General features: G+C 34.6%; 18 protein-coding genes and 1 pseudogene. 5 read left to right on the top strand and 14 right to left on the bottom strand.

Annotated features, from left to right (window positions below):
* Window positions 1-35: 35 nt before the first annotated feature.
* The 4 genes from B9Y54_RS07035 to B9Y54_RS07020 all read right to left on the bottom strand — a co-directional run bounded on the left by B9Y54_RS07035 (window position 36) and on the right by B9Y54_RS07020 (window position 3706).
* Complete coding sequence (locus B9Y54_RS07035; RefSeq protein WP_085559604.1) at window positions 36-1073, bottom strand: L-threonylcarbamoyladenylate synthase; 1038 nt, start codon at window positions 1071-1073, stop codon at window positions 36-38.
* Window positions 1074-1112: 39 nt separating this feature from the next.
* Entirely contained in the window at window positions 1113-1964 is an 852-nt protein-coding gene (gene prmC / locus B9Y54_RS07030) for a peptide chain release factor N(5)-glutamine methyltransferase (protein ID WP_085559603.1), read from the bottom strand.
* Window positions 1954-3030: a peptide chain release factor 1 gene (gene prfA, locus B9Y54_RS07025; protein WP_085559602.1), complete on the bottom strand. Its 1077-nt coding sequence runs from the start codon at window positions 3028-3030 to the stop codon at window positions 1954-1956. Before prfA ends, prmC begins: the two co-directional genes overlap by 11 nt.
* A 106-nt stretch (window positions 3031-3136) precedes the next feature.
* Window positions 3137-3706, bottom strand: coding sequence for a thymidine kinase (locus B9Y54_RS07020; protein ID WP_085559601.1), 570 nt, complete (start codon window positions 3704-3706; stop codon window positions 3137-3139).
* A gap of 265 nt (window positions 3707-3971) precedes the next feature.
* Here B9Y54_RS07020 and B9Y54_RS07015 point away from each other — a divergent pair, with 265 nt between their 5' ends.
* Window positions 3972-5321: a Mur ligase family protein gene (locus tag B9Y54_RS07015; RefSeq protein ID WP_085559600.1), complete on the top strand. Its 1350-nt coding sequence runs from the start codon at window positions 3972-3974 to the stop codon at window positions 5319-5321.
* Between the two features lies 1 nt (window position 5322).
* Window positions 5323-5999 (top strand): annotated as a pseudogene (locus B9Y54_RS07010) (type 1 glutamine amidotransferase).
* Window positions 6000-6042: 43 nt separating this feature from the next.
* Here B9Y54_RS07010 and manA read toward each other — a convergent pair.
* From manA to B9Y54_RS06975, 7 genes are all read right to left on the bottom strand, one after another.
* Complete coding sequence (manA, locus tag B9Y54_RS07005) at window positions 6043-6999, bottom strand: mannose-6-phosphate isomerase, class I (protein ID WP_085560534.1); 957 nt, start codon at window positions 6997-6999, stop codon at window positions 6043-6045.
* Window positions 7000-7086: 87 nt separating this feature from the next.
* On the bottom strand, window positions 7087-8100 hold the full coding sequence (locus B9Y54_RS07000) for a serine hydrolase domain-containing protein (RefSeq protein WP_085559599.1): 1014 nt from the start codon (window positions 8098-8100) through the stop codon (window positions 7087-7089).
* 98 nt (window positions 8101-8198) lie between these two features.
* Window positions 8199-8939 carry a glucosamine-6-phosphate deaminase gene (locus tag B9Y54_RS06995; RefSeq protein WP_085559598.1) on the bottom strand — a complete coding sequence of 247 codons (741 nt, stop codon included), beginning with the start codon at window positions 8937-8939 and terminating at the stop codon, window positions 8199-8201.
* A 196-nt stretch (window positions 8940-9135) separates the two neighbouring features.
* Window positions 9136-10329 (bottom strand): GNAT family N-acetyltransferase, encoded by a 1194-nt coding sequence (locus tag B9Y54_RS06990; protein ID WP_085559597.1) that lies wholly within the window; start codon window positions 10327-10329, stop codon window positions 9136-9138.
* 161 nt (window positions 10330-10490) lie between these two features.
* On the bottom strand, window positions 10491-12338 hold the full coding sequence (locus tag B9Y54_RS06985) for an ABC transporter ATP-binding protein (protein ID WP_085559596.1): 1848 nt from the start codon (window positions 12336-12338) through the stop codon (window positions 10491-10493).
* Entirely contained in the window at window positions 12338-14059 is a 1722-nt protein-coding gene (locus B9Y54_RS06980; RefSeq protein ID WP_085559595.1) for an ABC transporter ATP-binding protein, read from the bottom strand. The genes B9Y54_RS06985 and B9Y54_RS06980 overlap by 1 nt, the downstream gene beginning before the upstream one ends.
* A complete protein-coding gene (locus tag B9Y54_RS06975; protein WP_085559594.1) occupies window positions 14056-14703 on the bottom strand; it encodes a TetR/AcrR family transcriptional regulator in 648 nt (215 codons plus the stop codon). Before B9Y54_RS06975 ends, B9Y54_RS06980 begins: the two co-directional genes overlap by 4 nt.
* A 343-nt stretch (window positions 14704-15046) precedes the next feature.
* Here B9Y54_RS06975 and B9Y54_RS06970 point away from each other — a divergent pair, with 343 nt between their 5' ends.
* A complete protein-coding gene (locus B9Y54_RS06970) occupies window positions 15047-15250 on the top strand; it encodes a hypothetical protein (RefSeq protein ID WP_085559593.1) in 204 nt (67 codons plus the stop codon).
* Between the two features lie 357 nt (window positions 15251-15607).
* Here the strand turns inward: B9Y54_RS06970 and B9Y54_RS06965 are convergent, their stop codons facing one another.
* Together B9Y54_RS06965 and B9Y54_RS06960 are read right to left on the bottom strand one after the other, a co-directional pair.
* The gene (locus tag B9Y54_RS06965) at window positions 15608-16828 is read right to left on the bottom strand and encodes an AI-2E family transporter (RefSeq protein ID WP_338061319.1); all 1221 of its coding nucleotides are present in this window, start codon (window positions 16826-16828) and stop codon (window positions 15608-15610) included.
* 40 nt (window positions 16829-16868) lie between these two features.
* Entirely contained in the window at window positions 16869-17237 is a 369-nt protein-coding gene (locus B9Y54_RS06960; RefSeq protein ID WP_338061318.1) for a PTS glucitol/sorbitol transporter subunit IIA, read from the bottom strand.
* A gap of 229 nt (window positions 17238-17466) precedes the next feature.
* Between B9Y54_RS06960 and B9Y54_RS06955 the strand changes: the two genes are divergently transcribed.
* Together B9Y54_RS06955 and B9Y54_RS06950 are read left to right on the top strand one after the other, a co-directional pair.
* A complete protein-coding gene (locus B9Y54_RS06955; protein ID WP_085559591.1) occupies window positions 17467-19602 on the top strand; it encodes a CDP-glycerol glycerophosphotransferase family protein in 2136 nt (711 codons plus the stop codon).
* A gap of 12 nt (window positions 19603-19614) precedes the next feature.
* Complete coding sequence (locus tag B9Y54_RS06950; RefSeq protein ID WP_085559590.1) at window positions 19615-20655, top strand: lactonase family protein; 1041 nt, start codon at window positions 19615-19617, stop codon at window positions 20653-20655.
* Window positions 20656-20728: 73 nt separating this feature from the next.
* Here the strand turns inward: B9Y54_RS06950 and B9Y54_RS06945 are convergent, their stop codons facing one another.
* Window positions 20729-21238, bottom strand: coding sequence for a PTS sugar transporter subunit IIA (locus B9Y54_RS06945; RefSeq protein ID WP_085559589.1), 510 nt, complete (start codon window positions 21236-21238; stop codon window positions 20729-20731).
* Window positions 21239-21508: the final 270 nt, after the last annotated feature.

Here is a 21508-nt window from a genome sequence, read left to right as displayed (position 1 = left end):
CTTTAATAAATTAGATTTAGTATAATATCTTTTTACTATTCTTTAGACTCTTTCTCTAAAAAATAATGATTTCCTGCTGCTTTTTCTAAGCGATTCATATAAGCTCCACCTATTCCTTTGCTGTCATAAGCTTCTGCTAAGATTAAAGTGACTGCCGTTTTTTCAAAAAATCGTAAACCAGCATAAAGTGCTTTAGCTGCTTGGGTAGTATTATCTTTATTTCCTAAAGAAAATACTTCTGTTACCTCTTTCTTATATTGATTTACTCGGTTTTCATTAGCTAATAACCCAACCTGTTCTCCTAAATTTTTATAGTACATAATTGCTTTTCGCCACTGCTCCTCGGTACCATCTACAATAACAACAGGTTCGTTAGGCGCATAGTGTGTGTACTTCATACCTGGTGCCTTAGGACGCTCGTCTTTTGAAACAAGGTGTTGGTCTAAGTAAACTTTTTCTACTACTAACTCAAGTTCTTCTTTTGTTATTGCTCCTGGTCTTAAGATAGTCGGCTCTTCGGGATTTGTCATATCTAAAACCGTTGATTCTAATCCTAAACCTGTTGCCCCACCATCTAAAATACCTGCGATTTTACCGTGTAAATCATGGTAAACATGAGCCGCCATTGTTGGGCTAGGTTTACCTGAGGTATTTGCACTTGGCCCAACCAAAGGGACACCTGCATATTTTATTAAAGCTAACGTTGCAGCATTATCAGGCATCCGTAAGGCCACACTTGCTAGGCCTCCCGTTACAGTTTCAGAAAAAACTCCTGTTTTTACGTTAAAAATTAACGTTAAGGGACCTGGCCAAAACTTAGCCATTAAGTCTTTTGCTTGCTTTGAAATTTCTCCAACATACTTTTCTACTTCTTCAACAGAAGCCACATGGACAATTAATGGATTGTCACTTGGTCTTCCTTTTGCAGCGTAGACTTTCTTAACAGCTGCTTCATCCATTGCATTCGCTCCAAGTCCATAAACCGTTTCTGTCGGAAAAGAGATTAGTTCTCCTGCTTTTAGTAGGCCTGCCGCTTCTTTTATTTCAGTTAATTGAAATAGTTTGGTGTCCAATAAAGCACCTCCATTGGTTAGTTTTCATTGCTCAATGTCTTATTTTTCTTGTAGTTTTACTTTAAGCAATCGATCTTGGCCGCTCATATCTTTTTCAATAGATACATCCGCTCTAGGGAAAGCCTCCTGAAAGAGGGTTTTTACTGCAAGCCCTTGTTTGAACCCAATTTCTAAATAGATTTGTCCATCTGGTTTTAAAATAGCTGGCAACTCTTTTGATAACCTTTGATAAACAGCTAAGCCATCGTTCTCAGCAAATAAAGCCAATTCGGGTTCATAGTTTAATACGGAATCATCCATATATTTTTTTTCATCCATACCAATATAAGGAGGATTTGAAATGACAACATCAAACTGCTCATTTTTTACTGGCTCAGTTAAATCACCTAATAGGAATCGGATATTGGATCGAAGATTCCTCCCATTCTCTTTCGCTATTATTAAAGCTTCTTTTGATAAATCTATCGCTGTCACTTCGTCTTGCGGTCGTTTCTTTTTAATAGTGATTGCGATAACTCCCGTACCTGTTCCAATATCGAGTACTTTTAGAGCTTTTTCAGGCTGTTCTTTTAAAAACTTGTCTACTATTTCTTCTGTTTCAGGACGAGGAATCAAGGTGTCAGAAGTTACTTTGAATTTTTCATCAAAAAACCATTCATATCCTAGTAAATATTGAAGCGGAATACCCGTACTAAAGTCTTTGATGTCTTTAATCCACTGTTTTTTTATTTCTGGAGCAATAAACTGGTCTAATTGAAGAATAAAATCTGTTTTCGACCACTCAAGACGTTCTCTTATTAGAATTTCAGCAGCAATTTTTTCTTGATCAGCAGCTTCTAAAAAAGAAGAAGCCCAATTTAGGACTTCTCTATATGTTTTATTACTGTTCATTCTTTAATTGCTCCATTTTTTCTGTTTGATCATGAAGAACCAAAGCATCGATAATCTCATCTAGTTTGCCGCCTAAAATTTGTTCCAGTTTTTGAATCGTTAAGCCAATTCTATGATCAGTTACTCTACTTTGCGGATAGTTATAAGTTCTGATTCGCTCTGAACGGTCTCCTGTTCCAATGACAGATTTACGCTCGACATCAATCGCATCTTGAGCTTGGGTTTCAATATGATTGTAAACACGGGCTCGTAAAACTTTCATCGCTTTTTCGCGGTTTTGAATTTGCGAACGACCATCTTGCATTGCTACCGCAATACCGGTTGGTAAGTGAGTCAATCGTACAGCAGAGGCTGTTTTGTTTACGTGCTGTCCGCCAGCGCCACTTGCATGATAGATATCAACACGGATATCTTTATCGGCAAGGTTCAATTCTACTTCTTCTGCTTCTGGCATCACAACAACTGTTGCCGTTGAAGTATGAATCCGTCCTTGTGATTCAGTAGAAGGGACACGTTGAACACGGTGTGCACCATTTTCATATTTTAATTTTGAATACACGTTTTCTCCTGAAATCATAATGGTTACTTCTTTGTACCCACCGATTCCAGTAATGTTAGCATCCATCACTTCTGTTTTCCAACCTTGAGAATCTGCATATTTTTGGTACATATTAAATAAGACACCTGCGAATAACGCAGCTTCATCACCACCAGCAGCTCCCCTGATTTCCATAATAATATTGCGATCATCATTTTCATCTTTAGGTAACATCAGAATTTTCATGGCTTCTTCAATAGCGGTTTTCTCTTTCTTCAAATCAGATAGCTCTTCTTTTGCCATCTCAGTCATCTCTGGATCAGATGTTTCTGACAAAAGTTCTAAGGTATCTTCAATATCCGCTTCAACTTCTTTGTAACGACGATAATTTTTTACTGTTTCACGCAGACTGGCTTCTTCTTTTGTTAATTTCATTAAACGTTTTGTGTCGCTAACCACATCAGGATCGCTTAACAACTCGTTTAGTTCTTCATAGCGTCCTTCAACGCTTGCTAGTCTATCAAACATACTGACTGTCTCCTTTATTTTTCGTTGTATTCCGCATAGATTTATCCTTAAATTTTGGGATAGAAAATACAATCGTGTTTTAATTTCACTCTATTTCCATCTCTTATTATAACGGTGGATTAAAATAATGCTTACGACAAACAGGGATATAACTTTCATTTCCACCTATTTGAATCTGTTCGCCTGCATAGACGGCCTTACCATCAATCAAGCGCATATTCATAATAGCTTTTCTATGACAATACCAACAGATGGTTTTCATCTCTTCAATCTTATCTGCATATAAAAGCAGATACTCCGATCCTTCAAACAATTCATTTTTAAAATCATTTTTTAAACCAAAGGCCATTACTGGAATATCTAAGTCATCAACAATTTTAGCTAATTGCAGAATATGTGTTTTATTTAAGAATTGTGATTCGTCTATTAAAACACAAGCAGGAGTATAATCAAGTTTTTTAACCGTCTCGAAGATATTTGTCTCATTAAAAATAGAGATTCCTTCGCGACGCAACCCAATTCGACTTGAAATAATGCCTACTTCATCACGATCATCTAGTCCACTTGTCATAATCACAACAGGTTTATTTTGTTCTTCATAGTTATGGGCAACTTTTAGAATCTCAATAGTTTTACCACTATTCATTGCACCATATTTAAAAAAAAGCTGAGCCATAGTTTATATCCTCTTTTCTTTCATAGGGAATCTCTTTAAATTATACGGTAATTTTAGGGATAATGCATTAAGTTTGTAAAAGAAAAAAGGAATTCACTTAATCTCCCTCGTGTTTTTTTATTTTTAGTCTGTGAATTTAGCGAAAAAGAGTTTTTTCTTATATAATAAAAGAAGTTAAGAAAAATGAATAGCTTATCAAAAAAATTATGCTAGAATAATTAATAGTATGAACAAATTATTTTATTTATTATTGGAGGAAACTCAATTGAGTATACGCAACAATTTTGCCATCATGGCAGGAAGAACAACCCGATGGGGATTGCACACTTTTCTTAAAGGTGGAAGCAGTTATCCTGGAATGTTGAGCCAGAAATTGGATCCTACTGTCTTAGAGGCCTTATCTAAAGACTACGAGGTTGTTATCGTAACCGGCACAAACGGAAAGACGTTGACAACTGCTTTAACTTTTCAAATTCTAAAACAAAAATACCCAGATATTATTACAAACTCAACTGGCGCTAACATGTTGCAAGGTATTGTTTCAACTTTTCTAGAACATCATTCTTATAAAAAAAGTTCAAAGAAAAAAGTTGCTATCTTAGAAGTAGATGAAGCTAGCTTGGTCTATGTGACAAAATATATCAAACCAAAAGCCATTGTTTTTACAAACGTCTTTCGTGATCAAATGGATCGTTACGGTGAAATATATACTACTTATCAATTGATGTTAGATGGCGCTGCTTTGGCACCAGAAGCGTTGATCGTTAGCAATGGTGATGCTCCTATTTTCAATTCAAAAGAGACCATTAACGAGCGCATTTATTTTGGATTCGATCACTTACCCGACGGCGAAACACAAGCCCATTACAATACAGATGGCGTTCTTTGCCCTTATTGCCACACTATTTTAAATTATAACTTTATTTCATATAGCAATTTAGGGAAGTATTATTGCCCGAATTGTGGATTTAAACGTCCTGAATTAACGTATCGCATGACAGATATTCTTAAGATGGACCACCAATCTTCTCGTTTCGTTATCGATGATGAAACCTTTGAGATTACAATCGGAGGCCAATACAATATCTATAACGCACTCGCTGCTTATAGTATTGGTCGGATTTTTGACGTTTCAGCGGATCAAATCCGTGCGGGTTTCCAGTCTTCTAAACGTGTTTTTGGTCGCCAAGAAGTGATTCAAATTGAGGATAAAGAAATTACTGTGAACCTTGTTAAAAATCCAGTTGGACTAAATCAAGTATTAGATATGATTGGCCGAGATCCTGAACCCTTTTCCTTAGTTTCTATTTTAAATGCCAATGCAGCTGATGGAACAGATATTAGTTGGATTTGGGATGCAGACTACGAGAGTATCTCGGAGATGACTATCAAACAAGTTACCGCTAGTGGTGAAAGAGTAGACGATATTAAAACTCGTTTAGAAGTTGCGGGCGTTTCACCTGAAAATTTACAAGTTATTCCTGCTATTACCGATTTGATTAATAGTTTTAAACAGGCTCCAACTAAAAAAATTCATGTTTTAGCCACTTATACAGCTATTTTACAATTACGCAAGGAACTAGCTAACCAAAATTATATTGAGGGAGGCATGTAATGTGATTGAATTAACTGTTTGCCATCTCTATGGCAACTTATTAAATACGTATGGCGATAATGGTAATTTATTGATGCTAAAGTATCGCGCTAAACAGCGGGGTATTCATTTTAATATTGAAATTATTAGCTTAAATCAAGCCTTTGAACCTTCTAAATACGATTTAGTCTTTTTTGGAGGCGGACAAGATTTTGAACAGCGAATTGTCTCAAAGGACTTACAAACAAAAAAGAGGCTATCTCAACTTATATTGAAAATGATGGTGTTATGGTAGGTATCTGTGGTGGATTTCAATTATTAGGACATTATTACGTTGATGCTGCTGGAAATAAAATTGCTGGAGCTGGTGCAATTGATTATTACACATTGAATCAAGATCATAACCGCTTTATTGGTGATATCGTTATCAAAAATGAAGAATTTAATGAAACGTATACCGGTTTTGAAAACCATAATGGCCGCACTTTTTTAGGCGATCAAGTCAAGCCTTTAGGTATTGTTAAAAAAGGTCAAGGCAATAATGGGGAAGATAAAACTGAGGGTGTACACTACAAGCAAACATTTTGCTCTTACCTTCATGGACCACTTTTAGTTAAAAATGTGACACTAACCGATTGCATTATTAAAGAAGCAGTAAAAAAACGGTTTCCAAAACAAGCGGAAGACTTATTTGACTAAATAAAAGGATGAAGACTGTAACTTGTCTTCATCCTTTTTAGTATTAAATTTTTATACCTGGTGTTGAAGCAATGATTTGTAGTGAACCGTCAATTGACCAGTTGTTAATATCAGTTGCTAATAGAATGTTACTGCCTTTAATTAATGGGAAATTGCCCGACTCAACACTAAGAGTTCCCTCTCCTTCTAACACACTAACTAACGTATAAGGAGCTGTTGCTTTAAAGGCTGCTTTTCCTTTAATATCCCATTGAAAAACATTAAAGAAGTCTGTTTTGGCATAGGTAGTGATTTCTACATTTTCTAGCGTTTCAATCTCTTTCTCTTTCGTTGCGTCAACGTGAGGAACCGTTGTTACGTCAACGGATTGTTGAATGTGTAGTTCTCTAAGATTTCCTGTATCATCTTTGCGATTGTAGTCGTATAAACGATAGGTTGTGTCACTTGATTGCTGGGTTTCTAAGATCATGATACCTGCTCCAATAGCGTGGATAGTTCCACTCGGTACAAAGAAAAAATCGCCTTTTTTTACTTTAATGCGTTGCAACAACTCATCCCATTTGCCTTCACGAATCATCGTTTCTAGCTCTTTTTTTGTTTTAGCGTGATGACCGTACACAATTTCTGCGCCCTCTTTCGCATCCATAATATACCAACATTCTGTTTTCCCTAATTCGCCTTCATGCGCTAAGCCATAGGTATCGTCTGGGTGAACCTGTACGGATAAGTCATCATTTGCGTCTAGTACTTTTGTTAGTAACGGAAAAACTTCTTCTTTAGCGCCACCAAAAAGTTCACGATGCTTTTCCCATAACTGATCTAGAGTCATTCCTTTGTATTGTCCATTTTTTATGGTGCTTGGTCCATTTGGATGTGCACTAATTGCCCAATATTCTCCTACTTTATCACTTGGTAAATCATAGCCAAATACATCATGCAATGTTGTTCCGCCCCAGATTCTTTCTTTTAATACAGATTCTAAAAATAAAGGTTCATTCATCATTAAATCCCTCCTATAAGAATACTTCTCATTTATCTTACCATAGTCAAAAGTGATTTTATATTGCTTTAACAGTAAAAAGCTAGCTTACTCTGCTTCAACTTCTGAAAAATACGTTTCTATTAGGTGATTTCTTTTTTCTAAATAAATTACCGTATCACTCGTTGGATGGACTCTATTAGATAAAAAGATAAAGGCTTCCTTTCGATAAATAGACAAAAGGATAAAAGTTCCCGTAAAGCCAGTATGAAAAAGAATATTCTCCTCTTTTCTAGTTAGTAAATCCCAGCCTAATGAACGGTTTAATGTTTTATTCGGTGTCTGATCCTTTGTTAATTCGAAAATAGTTTCTTCATTTAAGATTCGAATTCCATCTAATCTTCCTTTTTGGAGCATCATTTGACTAAAACGAGTTGTATCGTGCAGTGTGGAAAATAGGCCAGCACTGCCACAATGATCACCAAGCACTTGTGCTTTAGGATCGTGAACTTTCCCTCTAAGCACTCCTTGTTGGGGATGATTTTCAGTAGGTGCACATTGAAAAGAATCAGTTGGATGATAAGTCGAATCGGTTAAATTCATTGGACCAAGAATTCGCTTTTCAAAAATCTTAACTAATGTGTCTTTTTCAATTAATTCTATAATATAACCCAACAAAATCATATTAATATCAGCATAAACGACCTTTTCCCCTACTGTCTTATCCGGTGTTATGGATAGTAAAGCTGATTCCAATTCACTAGCAGACAGCTTATTTCGATTAGGAATAAATCCGTTTAACGCGGAAGTATGAGTTAGTAAATGACGAATCGTAACCTTTTTCGATTTAAAAAGTGGCAAATAAGTATGGACAGAATCTTCTAGTACTAGTTTATTAGATTCTAACAGTTGCAAGGTGACGGTTGTCGTTAACATTACTTTTGTTAACGAAGCTACATCGTATTGCTGATTTTCTTGTATCGGTTCTTTTTCCGGATAAACTGCTGCTAATCCTTCACGATAATAGTCCTGTTGATTATTTTTAATAAATGCATAGCTAGCTCCAGGTATGATCGCTTCTTCAATTAATTTTTGAATAGCTTTTCTTGTTTTTGGATACATCTCCATCTTCCTTTCTGTTCGCTATCCTCTCTTTTAGCGAATCACAAAAAAAGCTTATGAGCACCTTTTCCATAAGCTTCATTCTATCTGTGAGCCATTTATTTAACGGTAGTCTTTTTTAATAAAGATGCTGCAGCTTCATCCATAATAAAGGTTACATTCGGGTGGTTTTGCAAAATAGATGCTGGACAATCTTCATTAATTGGTCCTTCTAGAGTATCTTTGACTGCTTGTGCTTTTCTTATTCCTGATGAAGCTACTAGAATATGTTTAGCTTCCATAATATCTGCTAAACCCATACTCAGCATTTGAGTCGGCGTTTCTTCAGGAGACAAATTTTGATAAGACATCGTACTTTGAATGGTTGAGTAATCGCTATCTGCTAAGAATAAACGCGAATCGAAAGAGGTTCCTGGCTCATTAGCTGCTAAGTGTCCGTTAACACCTAATCCAACGATTTGCAAATCTCGTGGGTAGTTACTTAATACATCATTGTAGCGGTCAATCTCAGCTTGTGGATCATTTGTGCTGCCATCCATTAAGCCGATATAACTAGGTTTTGTTTTAATTAAGTTATAAAACTTTTCATGCATATACGTATAAACCGTAAACGACTGATCTCGTTTTGCAACATACTCATCTAAATTGGTAAAGACGCTCTGGTCAATAACTAACTTGTCTTGGTTAATAGCTTCCACAAGCAATTCAAACATCCCGTCATAACTGGCACCAGTCGTCGTATTAATAACAGCTTTTTGATTATTTTTGATTGTTTCTTCTATTATTTGGTAAGCTGCTTTAGATAGTTCTGCATAATCTTTTGTTAAAATAATATTCATTTAATTATCTCCTTTTATTAACCATTTTTTCTATTTGGTTAGTGCGCTATTTTATTCTAGATAAAGGCTTTCTTTACCATAGATTACTCATTACCCCATATTTTGATGATAGCATAGAACTCTTCTGACTAGCTAATGAAATCACTGGCTTTTTCAAATCATAGAATCTAACACTAAAATTTAGCAACTAACTGAATCAAAAGTAATCAAATAAAACTGGCGTACCTGCTGGAATCCTTCTTGAAAGATCTCTTACTAATTGGGCCTCTCCTTGAATGCGATCAAAAAAAGCTAACTCTTCTATCGTCCGGTAGTTCATAAAAACTTGTGTCCAGGATTGAATGGTTCCAGAAAGAAGAGATCCTTGAGGAACCTCTTCTTTATCTGTTAAGCGAGTCACTTTTCTAGTCGTTAAAAATAACTCTACCTTCCAAACACCAGCATTCCAATGAACTCGTTCATCTTCGACTTCTAAATAAAAGGTTTTATTAGCTTGTTCTTTGAAAGGATAGGCTAATAAAAAATCTTCAAATGTCACAATTCGTGCCATCATATAAGGTACTAATTCTTGTTTAACTCTAGGATTATCAAATAAATAAGCAATCTTTTCATGTGCACCTGCTTTATAAAGAAAGGTATGAAAACTAGCTTTATGTGAAGAAACAAAGTTCCAACTTTCTTTAAAAGCAGATTGTGTTAGGTACACCATTTCTTGTAAAACAAATGTGCCTACTGTTTGGCCTTTAAAAGAATACATTAAGTAACCTTGGGCTAGCCCATTCTCATCATAATACATGGCGATAGAAGACTCTTCTCGAGACAACATTAAAAATTCCCAATCCCATTCGCTGCGCTTTAATGGTCCAACACTTGTAGCGTAACGTTTTTCATAGATCTCTTTGAGAGTTAGTTTTGCCTCTTCCCATCTAACTCGACGAATAATCCCATTCGTTTTTTTCATTTTAGGCAACTCGCTTACGTCAATCGTATAGTGCAATTCATCGAAGCATTGCTCATAACCATATCTACGGTAAAAAGAATAAGAAAAAGGGGCTAGGTAAGATAACGTTTGGCCTTTTTCATGCATTTTTTCTAAAGAATGTGTCATCAGCTTTGCGATATCTCCTCCTCCTCTATTTTCGGGATAGCTTGCTACCGAACCAACTCCACCCATTTTAAAGGATTGACCATGTAAATAAACTTCCATTGGACGAACAATTAGTTGGCTCAATAAGGTGTTCTCTTTAAACGCACCGTAACAATCTGAAATCGCGCAAAGTTTGTTGAACTTTTTTTCACGACTGACTGTTTTTTCTTTATTAAATGCGTAGTTTGCTAAGTCAAACATCTTTTCGTATTGATCGAACTGTACTGTTTTATATGTAGTCATTTATTCTCCTCATTTCCTTAGTTTTCTTTTAGTTTACCATACTCCCTAATGCCCGGAAATCTTTATTCTGAGTTCCCTTTTATTATTTCCAACCAAACAAATAAACTCAACACATAAAGACTAGGCTTTACGTGTTGAGAATACAGATTTGTACTATTTTTTTAAATAGCTGATTTTTCAGCAAACTGACTATTGTATAAATCAGCGTAAAAACCATTTTTCGCCATTAGTTCATCGTGTGTCCCTGTCTCCATTACGTCTCCTTCGTTCATAACTATAATATTGTCTGCATCACGAATAGTTGACAGTCTATGGGCAACAACAAAACTTGTTCTGCCTTTTAATAATTTGCGCATAGCTTTTTGAATCAGGATTTCAGTTCTTGTGTCAACACTAGAGGTCGCTTCGTCTAAAATTAAAACTTCTGGATCAACTAAAAAGGCTCTAGCTATCGTAATTAATTGGCGTTGTCCAAGAGAAATATTGCTGCCTTCTTCATTTAAGATAGTATTGTATCCTTCAGGTAACGTATGAACAAAATCATCTACATGGGCTGCCTTATTCGCAGCTGCAACTCGTTCTTCATCTTGACCATATTTTTCACTACCGTATTTAATGTTATCCAAAATCGTTCCATTAAATAACCACGTATCTTGTAATACCATACTAAAATGCGAACGCAATTCTTCACGAGTCATATCTCTTATGTCTATACCATCTAATTTAATGCTTCCACCTTTCACATCATAAAAGCGTTCCAATAGATTGATTAAGGTCGATTTACCTGCACCTGTTGGACCAACAATAGCAATCATCTGTCCTTCTTTAACATTTAAGTTAAAGTCGTTCATCAACAACTCTTCATCATCATCGCCATAGCCAAACTGAACATGATCAAAAGAAACTTTATAAGGAGAATTTGAAATAGGGGCGACATTCGATTTTTCGTCTATCATTTCTTCTTCATCTAGTACTTCGAATACTCGCTCTGCTGAAGCAATAGTCGCTTGAATGGTATTCACTAAGTTTGCCATTTGGCTCATTGGTTGACTGAATTGATTTGTGTATTGTAAAAACGCTTGGACATTCCCTAAGGTCATTGTCCCGTTTGCCACGTTGATTCCTCCAACAACAGCAACGAGTACATAACCGATATTCTTAACAAAGTTCATCAATGGCATAACAAAACCAGAAAAGAATTGAGCTTTCCAGGAAGACTGATACAATTCTTCATTTTGTTTTTCAAATAATTCGATTTCTGCATCTTCGCGATTATAAATCTTAACAATCATATGACCCGCATAGGTTTCTTCAACTTGGTCATTTAATAAGCCTAATTTTTTCTGTTGTGCGCCAAATAGTTTTTGTGATCTTGGTGCGATTAAGCTAATAACTAGTACACTTAATGGAACGGTCACAAAAGCAATGAGGGTCATTTGTAAACTGATACTTAACATCATGTACAATACCGCGAAAAATAAGACAAAACTATTTACGAATTGATTGAGTGTTTGCTGCAATGTGTTCGCAATGTTATCCATATCATTAACCGCGCGTGACATAATATCTCCGTTAGAATGCGTATCGTAATAACTCATTGGGACTCTATTCATTTTATCTTTTAATTCTTTACGTAGATCGTATACCGTTCTTTGAGCTACACGAGTCATCGTAAATTGTTGGAAATGTTGAAATACTGCAGACAAAACGTACAAAAGAGCAACCGTAAATAAGACGTTTTTGATAATATCAAAATCAATTGGCAGATTTTCAACAACTTGGCCCGCTTCTTCCATTTTCATGCCGGCCATGACACCTTTAAATATTTCAGTCGTAGCTTCTCCTAAAATTTTTGGTGTTCTCGTTTGTAAAACTGTTCCTACAATGGCTAAGACAAAAACTAAACCGATTGCAAGCATCCGACTAGACATGTAGCCAAGTAATCTTTTTAGCGTACCCCAGAAGTTTTTCGCTTTAGGTACTTGACCTTTTGGCCCTGAATTTCTCATTAAAGTTCCTCCTCTCTCATTTGTGAGTTCATGATTTCTTGATAAGTTTCATTTGTTGCTTTCAATTCCTCGTGGGTCCCTTTTCCAACTACTTGGCCGGCTTCCATTACTAAAATTGTGTCAGCGTTCATTACCGTACTGATTCTTTGTGCAATAATAACGACAACCGAGTCTTTTGCTTCTCCAATCAACGCTTTTCTCAATGTTGCATCTGTTTTAAAATCTAAAGCAGAAAAAGAATCATCAAAAATAAGCATATCTCCTTTAGAAACTAGCGCGCGAGCAATACTCAAACGTTGTTTTTGGCCACCAGAGAAATTGCTTCCCCCTTGTTCAACATGGCTATCTAATCCACTTGATAATTCTGAAACAAATTCTTTCGCTTGTGCTACTTCTAATGCGTGCCAAATCTCCTCATCTGTTGCATCAGGATTTCCGTATTGCATATTTGAGCGAATTGTTCCAGTAAATAAAAGAGCTTTTTGAGGAGCATATCCCATCATACTACGTAAGTCTTTTTGAGTCGTATCGCGTATATCTACGCCATTGATTTTAATGCTGCCTGATTCAACGTCATAAAAACGTGCAATCAAGTTCGCTAAAGTTGATTTACCTGAACCAGTTCCACCAATAATAGCTACCATTTCACCTTTAGCACCCTTAAAATTAATGTTTTCAAGAGCTAATTGTTCGGCTCCAGTATAACGAAAATTAACCTGTTCAAGAGCTATAGTACCTTTATCGGCTCTATTTACTTTAATTGGTTTTTCTGGGTCTTTGATAATACTTTCTGTCGCTAAAACTTTATTAATACGAGCAGCAGACACTTGTGCTCTAGGAATAAAAATAAAAATCATCGCAAGCATCATGAAACTTATTAATATTTGAAATGCATACGTCATAAAGGTAATCAGATTACCAACTTCCATCATGCCCTCACCGATATACTGACCACCAAACCAGATAATTAAAATGTTTGTTGCACTGATAATTAGAGTCATGACTGGTAATAAAAAACTTATAATGGTATTGGCTTTAATCGATGTATTCGCAAAATCTTTATTCGCTTCATCAAAGCGTTTAGTTTCTGATTCGTTGCGATTGAATGCTCGAATAACACGAATACCTGTTAATCCTTCGCGAAACACTAAGTTTAATCGGTCTGTTTTGCTTTGCATTTTCTTGAAATAAGGAACTGCAAAATACATAATTGTCGCCATAAAAATAGCTAAAACTGGCAGAACAAATAAAAAGATACTCGCTAATTTTGGTTCTCTAGTATAAGCCATAATTCCTGCTCCAACTAGCATAATTGGAGCTTGTATCATCATTCTTAAAGCCATCATAACAACCATTTGAATTTGTACGACATCATTTGTTGTTCTTGTAATAAGGGAAGAAGTACCAATCTCATCGATTGCATCATTAGAAAAATACGATACTTTTTTAAAGACACTGCTTCGAATATTTTTGCCCAGTAGCTGTGATTGTTGCGATGCCAAATAAACATTCCCCGTTGCTGCGGTTACTCCTAACAATGAGAATCCAAGCATCTTAATTCCTACTGAGACAATATAGTCAATATCACCCGTTGCTATCCCGTTGTCTATGATATCGGCAGTTAGATTGGGTAAGTAAAGATCACTGATTACTTGGATAATCATAAATGCAATTGCTCCCATTACTGCTAAGCCATTCATCCGTTTAGCTAATTTAATCATAATTTCATTTCCTCCTGATTGGATGGGTCTTTTCTGACACCATATTCAATCCATTTCATTTTTTTATTGAATCTTGAAATAATTTCTTCTTCTGAACTTTTTTTGTTGAATCCTTCGCCTATTGTTCCAAATAAGGTAGACATCATAAACTTAATGAGTATCGGAAAATCTGCTATATCTACTAAATCTAGATTTTCTACATTAACATATTTTTTTAACGTATCTTTTGATTTCTTGTTTGACTCGCATTGCCTAACCGTATCTGGAGCTACTTCTGTTCCTGTCCGATAATCCATGTGTAAGAATAGATGCTTAAAAAAAGCAATTCGTTCTTTGTGCATGATTAGAGTAAGGACTTGCGGAAAGAAAAGTTTAAAGCCTTCAAATAAATCTCCATCCGCTTTTTTAAAGCTTTCTATCAACATGGCATGAGTATCTCTCTTAAGCAGACCTAAGTAATAGTAATACAAGTCTTCTTTATCTTCAAAATACTGGTAAAAGCTACCACGTGAAATTTCAGCCGTCTTTATAATATTATTAATAGAGGCCTCATTCAAAGAAACACGCGAAAATTCTTTTGAAGCAGCAGTAATCAATCTACCTTGTTTTTCTTTTGATAAATTAAAAAATGTTTTAGTCGGCATTCTTTCCAGTCCTCTCTGTTCTAAAAGTGACAAGTCGTCACTATGACGCCTTGTCATTATAAGGTATGAAAAATATAAAATCAAGCATCTTTACTTTTAAATTTAAATGAATTCGTTTCCTACAAAAAGTAAAAAATTAATACAAGTGCCACTTGCTAATAATAAGCTTTTTTAGCAGTAAAAATTAGTTTATGTTTTAAAAAAAATAATATAACGTAAGCAGACTTTAAAAATATTTAAATTAATAATTATACGTAAATCCGTGGTTACTGTTGAATCTCCACGTTTGATAATCGTAACAGATACTTTTATCATCTCATATAAAAAAAAGAATTCTAATCATATGGTTGAAGATACTAGCTTACATGATATGTCGCTTCCTGAGATTAATCCTCATTTGCTTAGTGCTTGGAAATTATTACGAGAAGCTAAACCTTTTGATGAATTATCTGAAGGACAACAAGAAAAAGTAACCTTATTTAGTGGGTATACAGAAAAAATTTATCCGCTGACAAAGTTATTATCGTTAATCCTCTTTAGAATTTAACTGTTCCTACTCGCCTAAAAGATACGATTGACACTATTAACGTTGTTAATAAAGCATTTCAATACAATGAATTAGATTAAGAAATGGTTTTAGTTCCTGATAAAAAGTACTACACAGTTAATCAAATGTAAACACATAAGCAAGTAACAATCCTACTCGTGTTTATATCGAAACATTCTTCAATTTTATTTGGGTATTTGATTTCCCTGAATTATTTGACGAAGGAAGAGATTATGCACTTAAATCTGCTCCTGAAATTACAGCTGATACAATCCAAGAAGTTATCACTTTAGGTAAAAGGTTTTAAAAATAAGAAAAAGAATTGAGATAATCTCAATTCTTTTTCTTATTTTTAATCTATTCAATTTTTTTCTTTTTCGTTTTTTCCTTTTTTTTACTCACTATGTTTGGCTCGTAACCTGGATTAAAATTGCCTTCATACAATCCCGAAATATTTTTATACCAAGAAAAAATATTCTCAACGACAACTTTTAATACTGCATAACCAGGAATCCCTAAAATAACGCCCGGTATTCCAAATAATTTACCCGATGTCAATAACACAATAATAATCGTAATTGGATGAATATCTAATTTGCTTCCTAGAATCTGAGGTTGAATGACTCTTCCCTCAATCATCTGCTCAATCCCAAAAACTATTAAAACTTTTATCAACATCGCTGGTGAAGTAACAAAGGCAATAATAAGAACAGGTACCATCGCTATGAACGAACCTAAATAAGGAATTAAATTTAAAAATCCTGCCATAACACCTAATGTCACAGCATATTCTAATCCAACAGTGGCAAAGCCAATCCAGAACATAATTGCGACAAAAAATGCTACAAGAAGTTGACCACGAACGTATTGGCTAATTTGATTGTTGATCTCTCCTAATAATCTAAAGATAGGAGCTCTCAATTTTGTTGGTATAATTTTCATAAATTGATAAGGTAATTTTTTACCATCTTTTAATAAATAAAATAGTATAAACGGCATCGTAATTAAAGCAACAAAAATATTGGTGACTGCTCCAACAACATTTCCTATTCCAGAAACAGTTGTATTAACTAAATTTGATGCTTCCTTGGAAATAGAAGACATAATATTTTGTATGATTTCATTTAGTTGTTGCTGAAATTGAGAAAGAATATCGCTTCTTAACAAACTATCAACCTGAGAAACTAAGCTATCCCAGTAATTTGGCCAATCTTTTATTAAACTCATTGTTTGTTCTCTGATAATCGGAATCAGTGTTGTTGCTCCCCAAACAATAAGGGCGATAATGATCACAAAAACAAGAAAAATTGCTGCCATACGAGGAAACTGTTTGGTTTCCAACCAATCAATAATAGGATTTACCAAGTAATAGATGATTCCAGCCATTAAGATAGGCAATCCTACAACACTAGTAAAATCTTTTAATGGATTAAAAATATAAGAAATTTTTGAAAAAGCTAGTATATTTAATAATACTAATAAAGAAATTAGTAAAATAGAGACGATTTTATTGTTTAAAATCCATTTCCAAAACCAAGTAGCAGCATGCTTAACGGTAACTGACTCTTCTTGTTTCACCCGTTTCATTCCTTTCATTGACTGTAACTAATTAATGTATTTATTTTGCGTAATGAATAATTGAGCCAACTTCAATTTTTGGTACTTTAAAAGGCTTCAAGTAAAGCCCGCTGGCTAATCTATCCTCACTAGGTACTTCTGAAAAATCTAATGTTACATGGCCTATCGTATTCAAATTCTCGTTAGCCAGGCTACCAACTTCTAAAATAATATATTCTTGATTATCAAAAAATACAGATTGTCCTATTGTCAATTCTACTTTATCCCGATCCTCTTTAAAGGATTGGATGATTGAGACAGAACGAAGATCCTCTGTTGCTTGTTCTCCAAATAATATAATAATCGGATCTTTTTTAGAAATAGCTTGTTCTCCAATAGATATAACCGTTCCAACTAACATTTTGTTCATTCCTTCCTTCAATCACTTTCTTACTGCCCCTATATTTTAGCATATCCTTGATTATAATGGTAAAGAAAACCTCGTTTTAGGCTTGCTCCTTAACAACGGGGCTCTTTTTGAACTTATTTATCTAAAAGTCCTTATTATTTAACGAAAATCGTTTGCCTACTTATGATCAGACTGTTATGATAAAGTGAGTGAAAGAGTATTAATCACGTGATAATGGGGGTAGAATTTTATGTCATCCAATAAAGATATTCAGACTAAAGAAGAAACTAATCAGCACCCGCAAGAAAATAACACTTATCCTTCTTTTACTATTCAAAAAATTGAAGATGCGATTACAACAACAGTAATCCTTTCAACACACCAATCGGAAAAGTTAGACGAATTTTATATCTTGCACAGAGAAACAGGGAAACGTTACCCTTTTTTAGCTGAGAAAATAAATGACTCTACATATCGTTTCACGTTAAGCATTCGTGAATTCATTCGTCAACACACTGGTGAAAATCCAAAAGCACATTTCGAGTTCTATTTTAGCTTACATTATTTAGAAGATTCTAAATGGATAAAAAAAGACGAATCTCTTTCATTAGATAGATTTGATCGCTTTAATTCTATTGGTTTATCACAATTTAAAGATCAAGGAAATGATATCTATCCTTATTTTAGTCGAAAAACAAACGGCTTTTGTTTCACCGTAAATATTCCGGTCCGCAGTATTCGTTATATCTATTCTAGCAAGATTGAAAAAATTAAGTCTCAAAGAAACAATATTCTTGTCATCGACGGTAAAATAGTAACCAAAGCTATTCCCATTAATCGCATTGATGCTGTAATGGTTGGACGTCGATCTAATTATAAACTTGTTTTGCATTCCAATCATCATTTAGAGGATTTAGAACAAGTGAGTCACCTTTACCATTATGATTATTCAATCTCTGTTGATTTAAATTTGATTGCTACAGAATTATTCATTCGTGGCAAAGGTGATGAAGACTTTGATTTTTATTTTGAAGTTTACTTAGACGGTTTGTTTGAACCTACTGTCGTAAGAGTTACTGGTTCATGTGATTTAAAGTCACGCAACATGTTTAAAAATCGAGATATTGCTTATGGAAGATCAGTTTATGTTTTCTCACCAAATTTCACTGAACAATACAATGGACTTTCACTAGCTGCAACAAAATATGGAAAAGAGATTTATGAGTATTATAAAGAAGTGAGAGGATTTTCCCGTCTCCTTAAACCTTTTGTTAGCGAAAATGATTATTGGATTATTGGTGAAAAACCCCTTGAAGCTCGTAGCAATGGCTGGCTATTCTTTTGTTATTTACGCGAGAACTATCCTGAAATAAATGCTTTTTATGTATTAGACAAAGATTCTATTGACTATGAAAAAGCTATTTCATTTGATAGTGAACGGATTTTATTATTTAAATCAAAAAAATACGTTCAATTTTTAATGAAGGCTCAAGTTATTTTAACAAGTCAAGCCCCTTATCACATTTATCCAACTCGTAACCCTTTATGGTTAGATGGCTTTGGGGCAAAAAGAGTTTTGCTGCAAAATAATATTATCGGTTTACAGTCGTTAAAACAAACTTATGGTTTCTCAACTAAATTTTTCAGAACTGATTTATTCATCGTCAGCTCTAAACATGAAAAAAGATACGTGATTGACACTCTAGGTTATCCTGAAGAACAGGTAGTCTTATCTGGACTACCGCGTTTTGATAAACTTTTGGCTCCGACGAATAGTGATAATTTGACTAAGCAACTAGTATTTTGCCCAGCAGATCAAGAAATTGGATTAAATTATCAAACGGAGTCTATTCTTCGAACGGTAGAAAAATTTGCAACAGTCATCGATCATAAAGAGTTCAAAGCGTTTCTTGCAACATACGACCTAACGGTTACAGTCGCTTTACCTCATGCAATGGCTAGTTATTTCGAACGATTTGCTGCACTAGGCTGTACAGTACTCTTACAAGAACAAACAACTATGCTTACTTTGCTCAATACGGGTACTGTCTTCATTACAGACTATCACCCTCTTGCTTTTGATTTTAGTTTTTTAACTAAACCCGTTTGTTTTTTCCAACCGGATGTCCAAGGTCCCGATAAAGATAAAATACACTCTATTACAGAACTTTATTCTAATGAGTTACCCGGAGAAGTTACTTGTAACGAAGATGACTTAATCTACTTACTTAATCAGATTGGTCAAAACAACTTCAAGATGAGTAACCAAAATCAGAAAAAAGCAGATGCTTTACTTGAATACAAAGATACTCATTCAAATCAACGGATTTATGAAGCTGTTAGCCATTTATTATCAAAAAAAGAAAATACTAATAAAAAATTATAGGGGGAACTATTCGTGAATGAAACTATTTTTTTAGGTACCTATACTAAAAGAGAAAGTAAAGGTATCTATACAATTCAATTAGACAGAGTGAATAAAAGACTAACTCATTCTGCCTTCCTTGTTCAAGCAGATAATCCAACCTATTTAACTTTATCTGACGATAAAAACAGATTATATACTATTTCAAAAGAAAACGAAGACGGGGCACTCGTTGCTTTTAAAAGAAATGAGTCAAATGAACTCATTCAATCTGGTGCCGTTTCAGCACAAGGAGCTCCTCCTTGTTATGTAAGCTACGATAAGGTCCGCTCTTTTGTTTATACAGCTAACTACCATAAAGGGGAAGTTTCTGTTTTGAAAACCGATGAAGAAGGTCAGTTAACCTTACTGGATACTGTCAAGCACAGTGGATCAAGTATCCATGAAAACCAACAAATTCCTCATGCTCACTACTTCGATTTATCTCCGGATGGACGTTACGTGATTGCATGTGACCTTGGGACGGATGTAGTTTATACTTATGCTGTTGATGATAATGGAAAATTATCTGAAGTTAGTCGTTTAGATGTTGCTCCTGGTACAGGTCCCCGTCACTTAGTTTTTCATCCAAATCAAAAAACAGCTTATTTGTTTGGAGAATTAAGTAGCGAAGTGCTAACATTACGCTATAATCTGAATACTGGAGTATTTACAGTTGCTCAAACTATTCCTACAATTCCAGCTGAGCACACTGAATTCAATGGTGGAGCAGCTATTCGTATTTCGCAAGATGGAAAATTTGTCTATGCATCAAATCGCGGACATGATTCAATTGCTGTCTTTAGCGTTTCATCGAAAAATAACTTATTAAGTTTAGTCGAAATTATTGCTTCTGAAGGAAGAATTCCACGTGATTTTGATATCGATCCTACCGATCAATTTGTTGTGGTCGCTCATCAAGAGTCGGATAATTTAACTTTATTTGAGCGAGATCAAGAAACCGGGGAACTATCTTTACTTCAAAAAGATGTTTATGTTCCTGAATGCGTTTGTGTTCTTTTCGACTCACTCTAAAAGAGTAATTAACTTATCTCTATAAAAAAAGAACTTTCCTTTGATACGGAAAGTTCTTTTTTTGTAGTTATTTTTATGCGTTAGCTGAGATTGAACCAATTTCTGTTTTTGCAGAAACCGTTCCGGTTGTATTTAACTTAAAGTCAGCAACTTTATCCATATTAGTGAATACAACAACCATTGCGTTGTCTTTTCCTGCTACTTCGAGAGCTACCAAGTTAACCATTGAAACAACTGTATTCTCATCTATTTGGTCGCCTTCTTTAACAACTGTTTCAAAAGGTGCACCATCTAATTCAACTGTGTCTAGACCCATATGAAGTAAGACTTCAATTCCATTTTCAAGTAAAATACCTACAGCATGTTGTGTTGGAAAGACACTTAAAACTTTTCCAACTACTGGTGATGTAATCTTACCGTCTGTTGGAATAACAGCAAATCCATCGCCCATCATTTTTTGAGAAAATACTGGATCTGAAACTTCATCTAGTGAAACTAACTTCCCATTAGCTGGTGCGTATAGTTTAATTGTATTATTAACTGGTGTTTCATCTTTTTTCTTTAAAAAATCGAATAATCCCATTTTTATCCATCTCCCTTAAATAATTTAGTATCTTTCATTTAGCCTAATTAAAAAAGACTTCCTATTTATCATACCATAAACAACAGTTTTTTTATAGATAAATAGGCTTTCATTATCTATTAGATTTCAGTTTAAAATAAGTATAACTATTTTTCTTTACTATATAAACGCTTTCTTATTCTTTCAAATAATAAATCGCTATCATCGGTTTTTAAAGAATTAGTTTTTAAAAGCTAAATAAAATACAAGTGTTTCGCTAAATTCATTTGG

The organism is Carnobacterium iners (genome assembly GCF_900177385.1).
Lineage (GTDB): Bacteria > Bacillota > Bacilli > Lactobacillales > Carnobacteriaceae > Carnobacterium_A > Carnobacterium_A iners.
This window is presented reverse-complemented; position numbering and strand designations above follow the sequence as displayed.

Coding starts and splice junctions, on each gene's coding strand:
- prmC (WP_085559603.1), bottom strand. CDS start 1,964: ATGAACAGTAATAAAACATATAGAGAAGTCCTAAATTGGGCTTCTTCT.
- prfA (WP_085559602.1), bottom strand. CDS start 3,030: ATGTTTGATAGACTAGCAAGCGTTGAAGGACGCTATGAAGAACTAAAC.
- B9Y54_RS07020 (WP_085559601.1), bottom strand. CDS start 3,706: ATGGCTCAGCTTTTTTTTAAATATGGTGCAATGAATAGTGGTAAAACT.
- manA (WP_085560534.1), bottom strand. CDS start 6,999: ATGAATGAACCTTTATTTTTAGAATCTGTATTAAAAGAAAGAATCTGG.
- B9Y54_RS07000 (WP_085559599.1), bottom strand. CDS start 8,100: ATGTATCCAAAAACAAGAAAAGCTATTCAAAAATTAATTGAAGAAGCG.
- B9Y54_RS06995 (WP_085559598.1), bottom strand. CDS start 8,939: ATGAATATTATTTTAACAAAAGATTATGCAGAACTATCTAAAGCAGCT.
- B9Y54_RS06990 (WP_085559597.1), bottom strand. CDS start 10,329: ATGACTACATATAAAACAGTACAGTTCGATCAATACGAAAAGATGTTT.
- B9Y54_RS06985 (WP_085559596.1), bottom strand. CDS start 12,338: ATGAGAAATTCAGGGCCAAAAGGTCAAGTACCTAAAGCGAAAAACTTC.
- B9Y54_RS06980 (WP_085559595.1), bottom strand. CDS start 14,059: ATGATTAAATTAGCTAAACGGATGAATGGCTTAGCAGTAATGGGAGCA.
- B9Y54_RS06975 (WP_085559594.1), bottom strand. CDS start 14,703: ATGCCGACTAAAACATTTTTTAATTTATCAAAAGAAAAACAAGGTAGA.
- B9Y54_RS06970 (WP_085559593.1), top strand. CDS start 15,047: ATGGTTGAAGATACTAGCTTACATGATATGTCGCTTCCTGAGATTAAT.
- B9Y54_RS06960 (WP_338061318.1), bottom strand. CDS start 17,237: ATGAACAAAATGTTAGTTGGAACGGTTATATCTATTGGAGAACAAGCT.
- B9Y54_RS06955 (WP_085559591.1), top strand. CDS start 17,467: ATGTCATCCAATAAAGATATTCAGACTAAAGAAGAAACTAATCAGCAC.
- B9Y54_RS06945 (WP_085559589.1), bottom strand. CDS start 21,238: ATGGGATTATTCGATTTTTTAAAGAAAAAAGATGAAACACCAGTTAAT.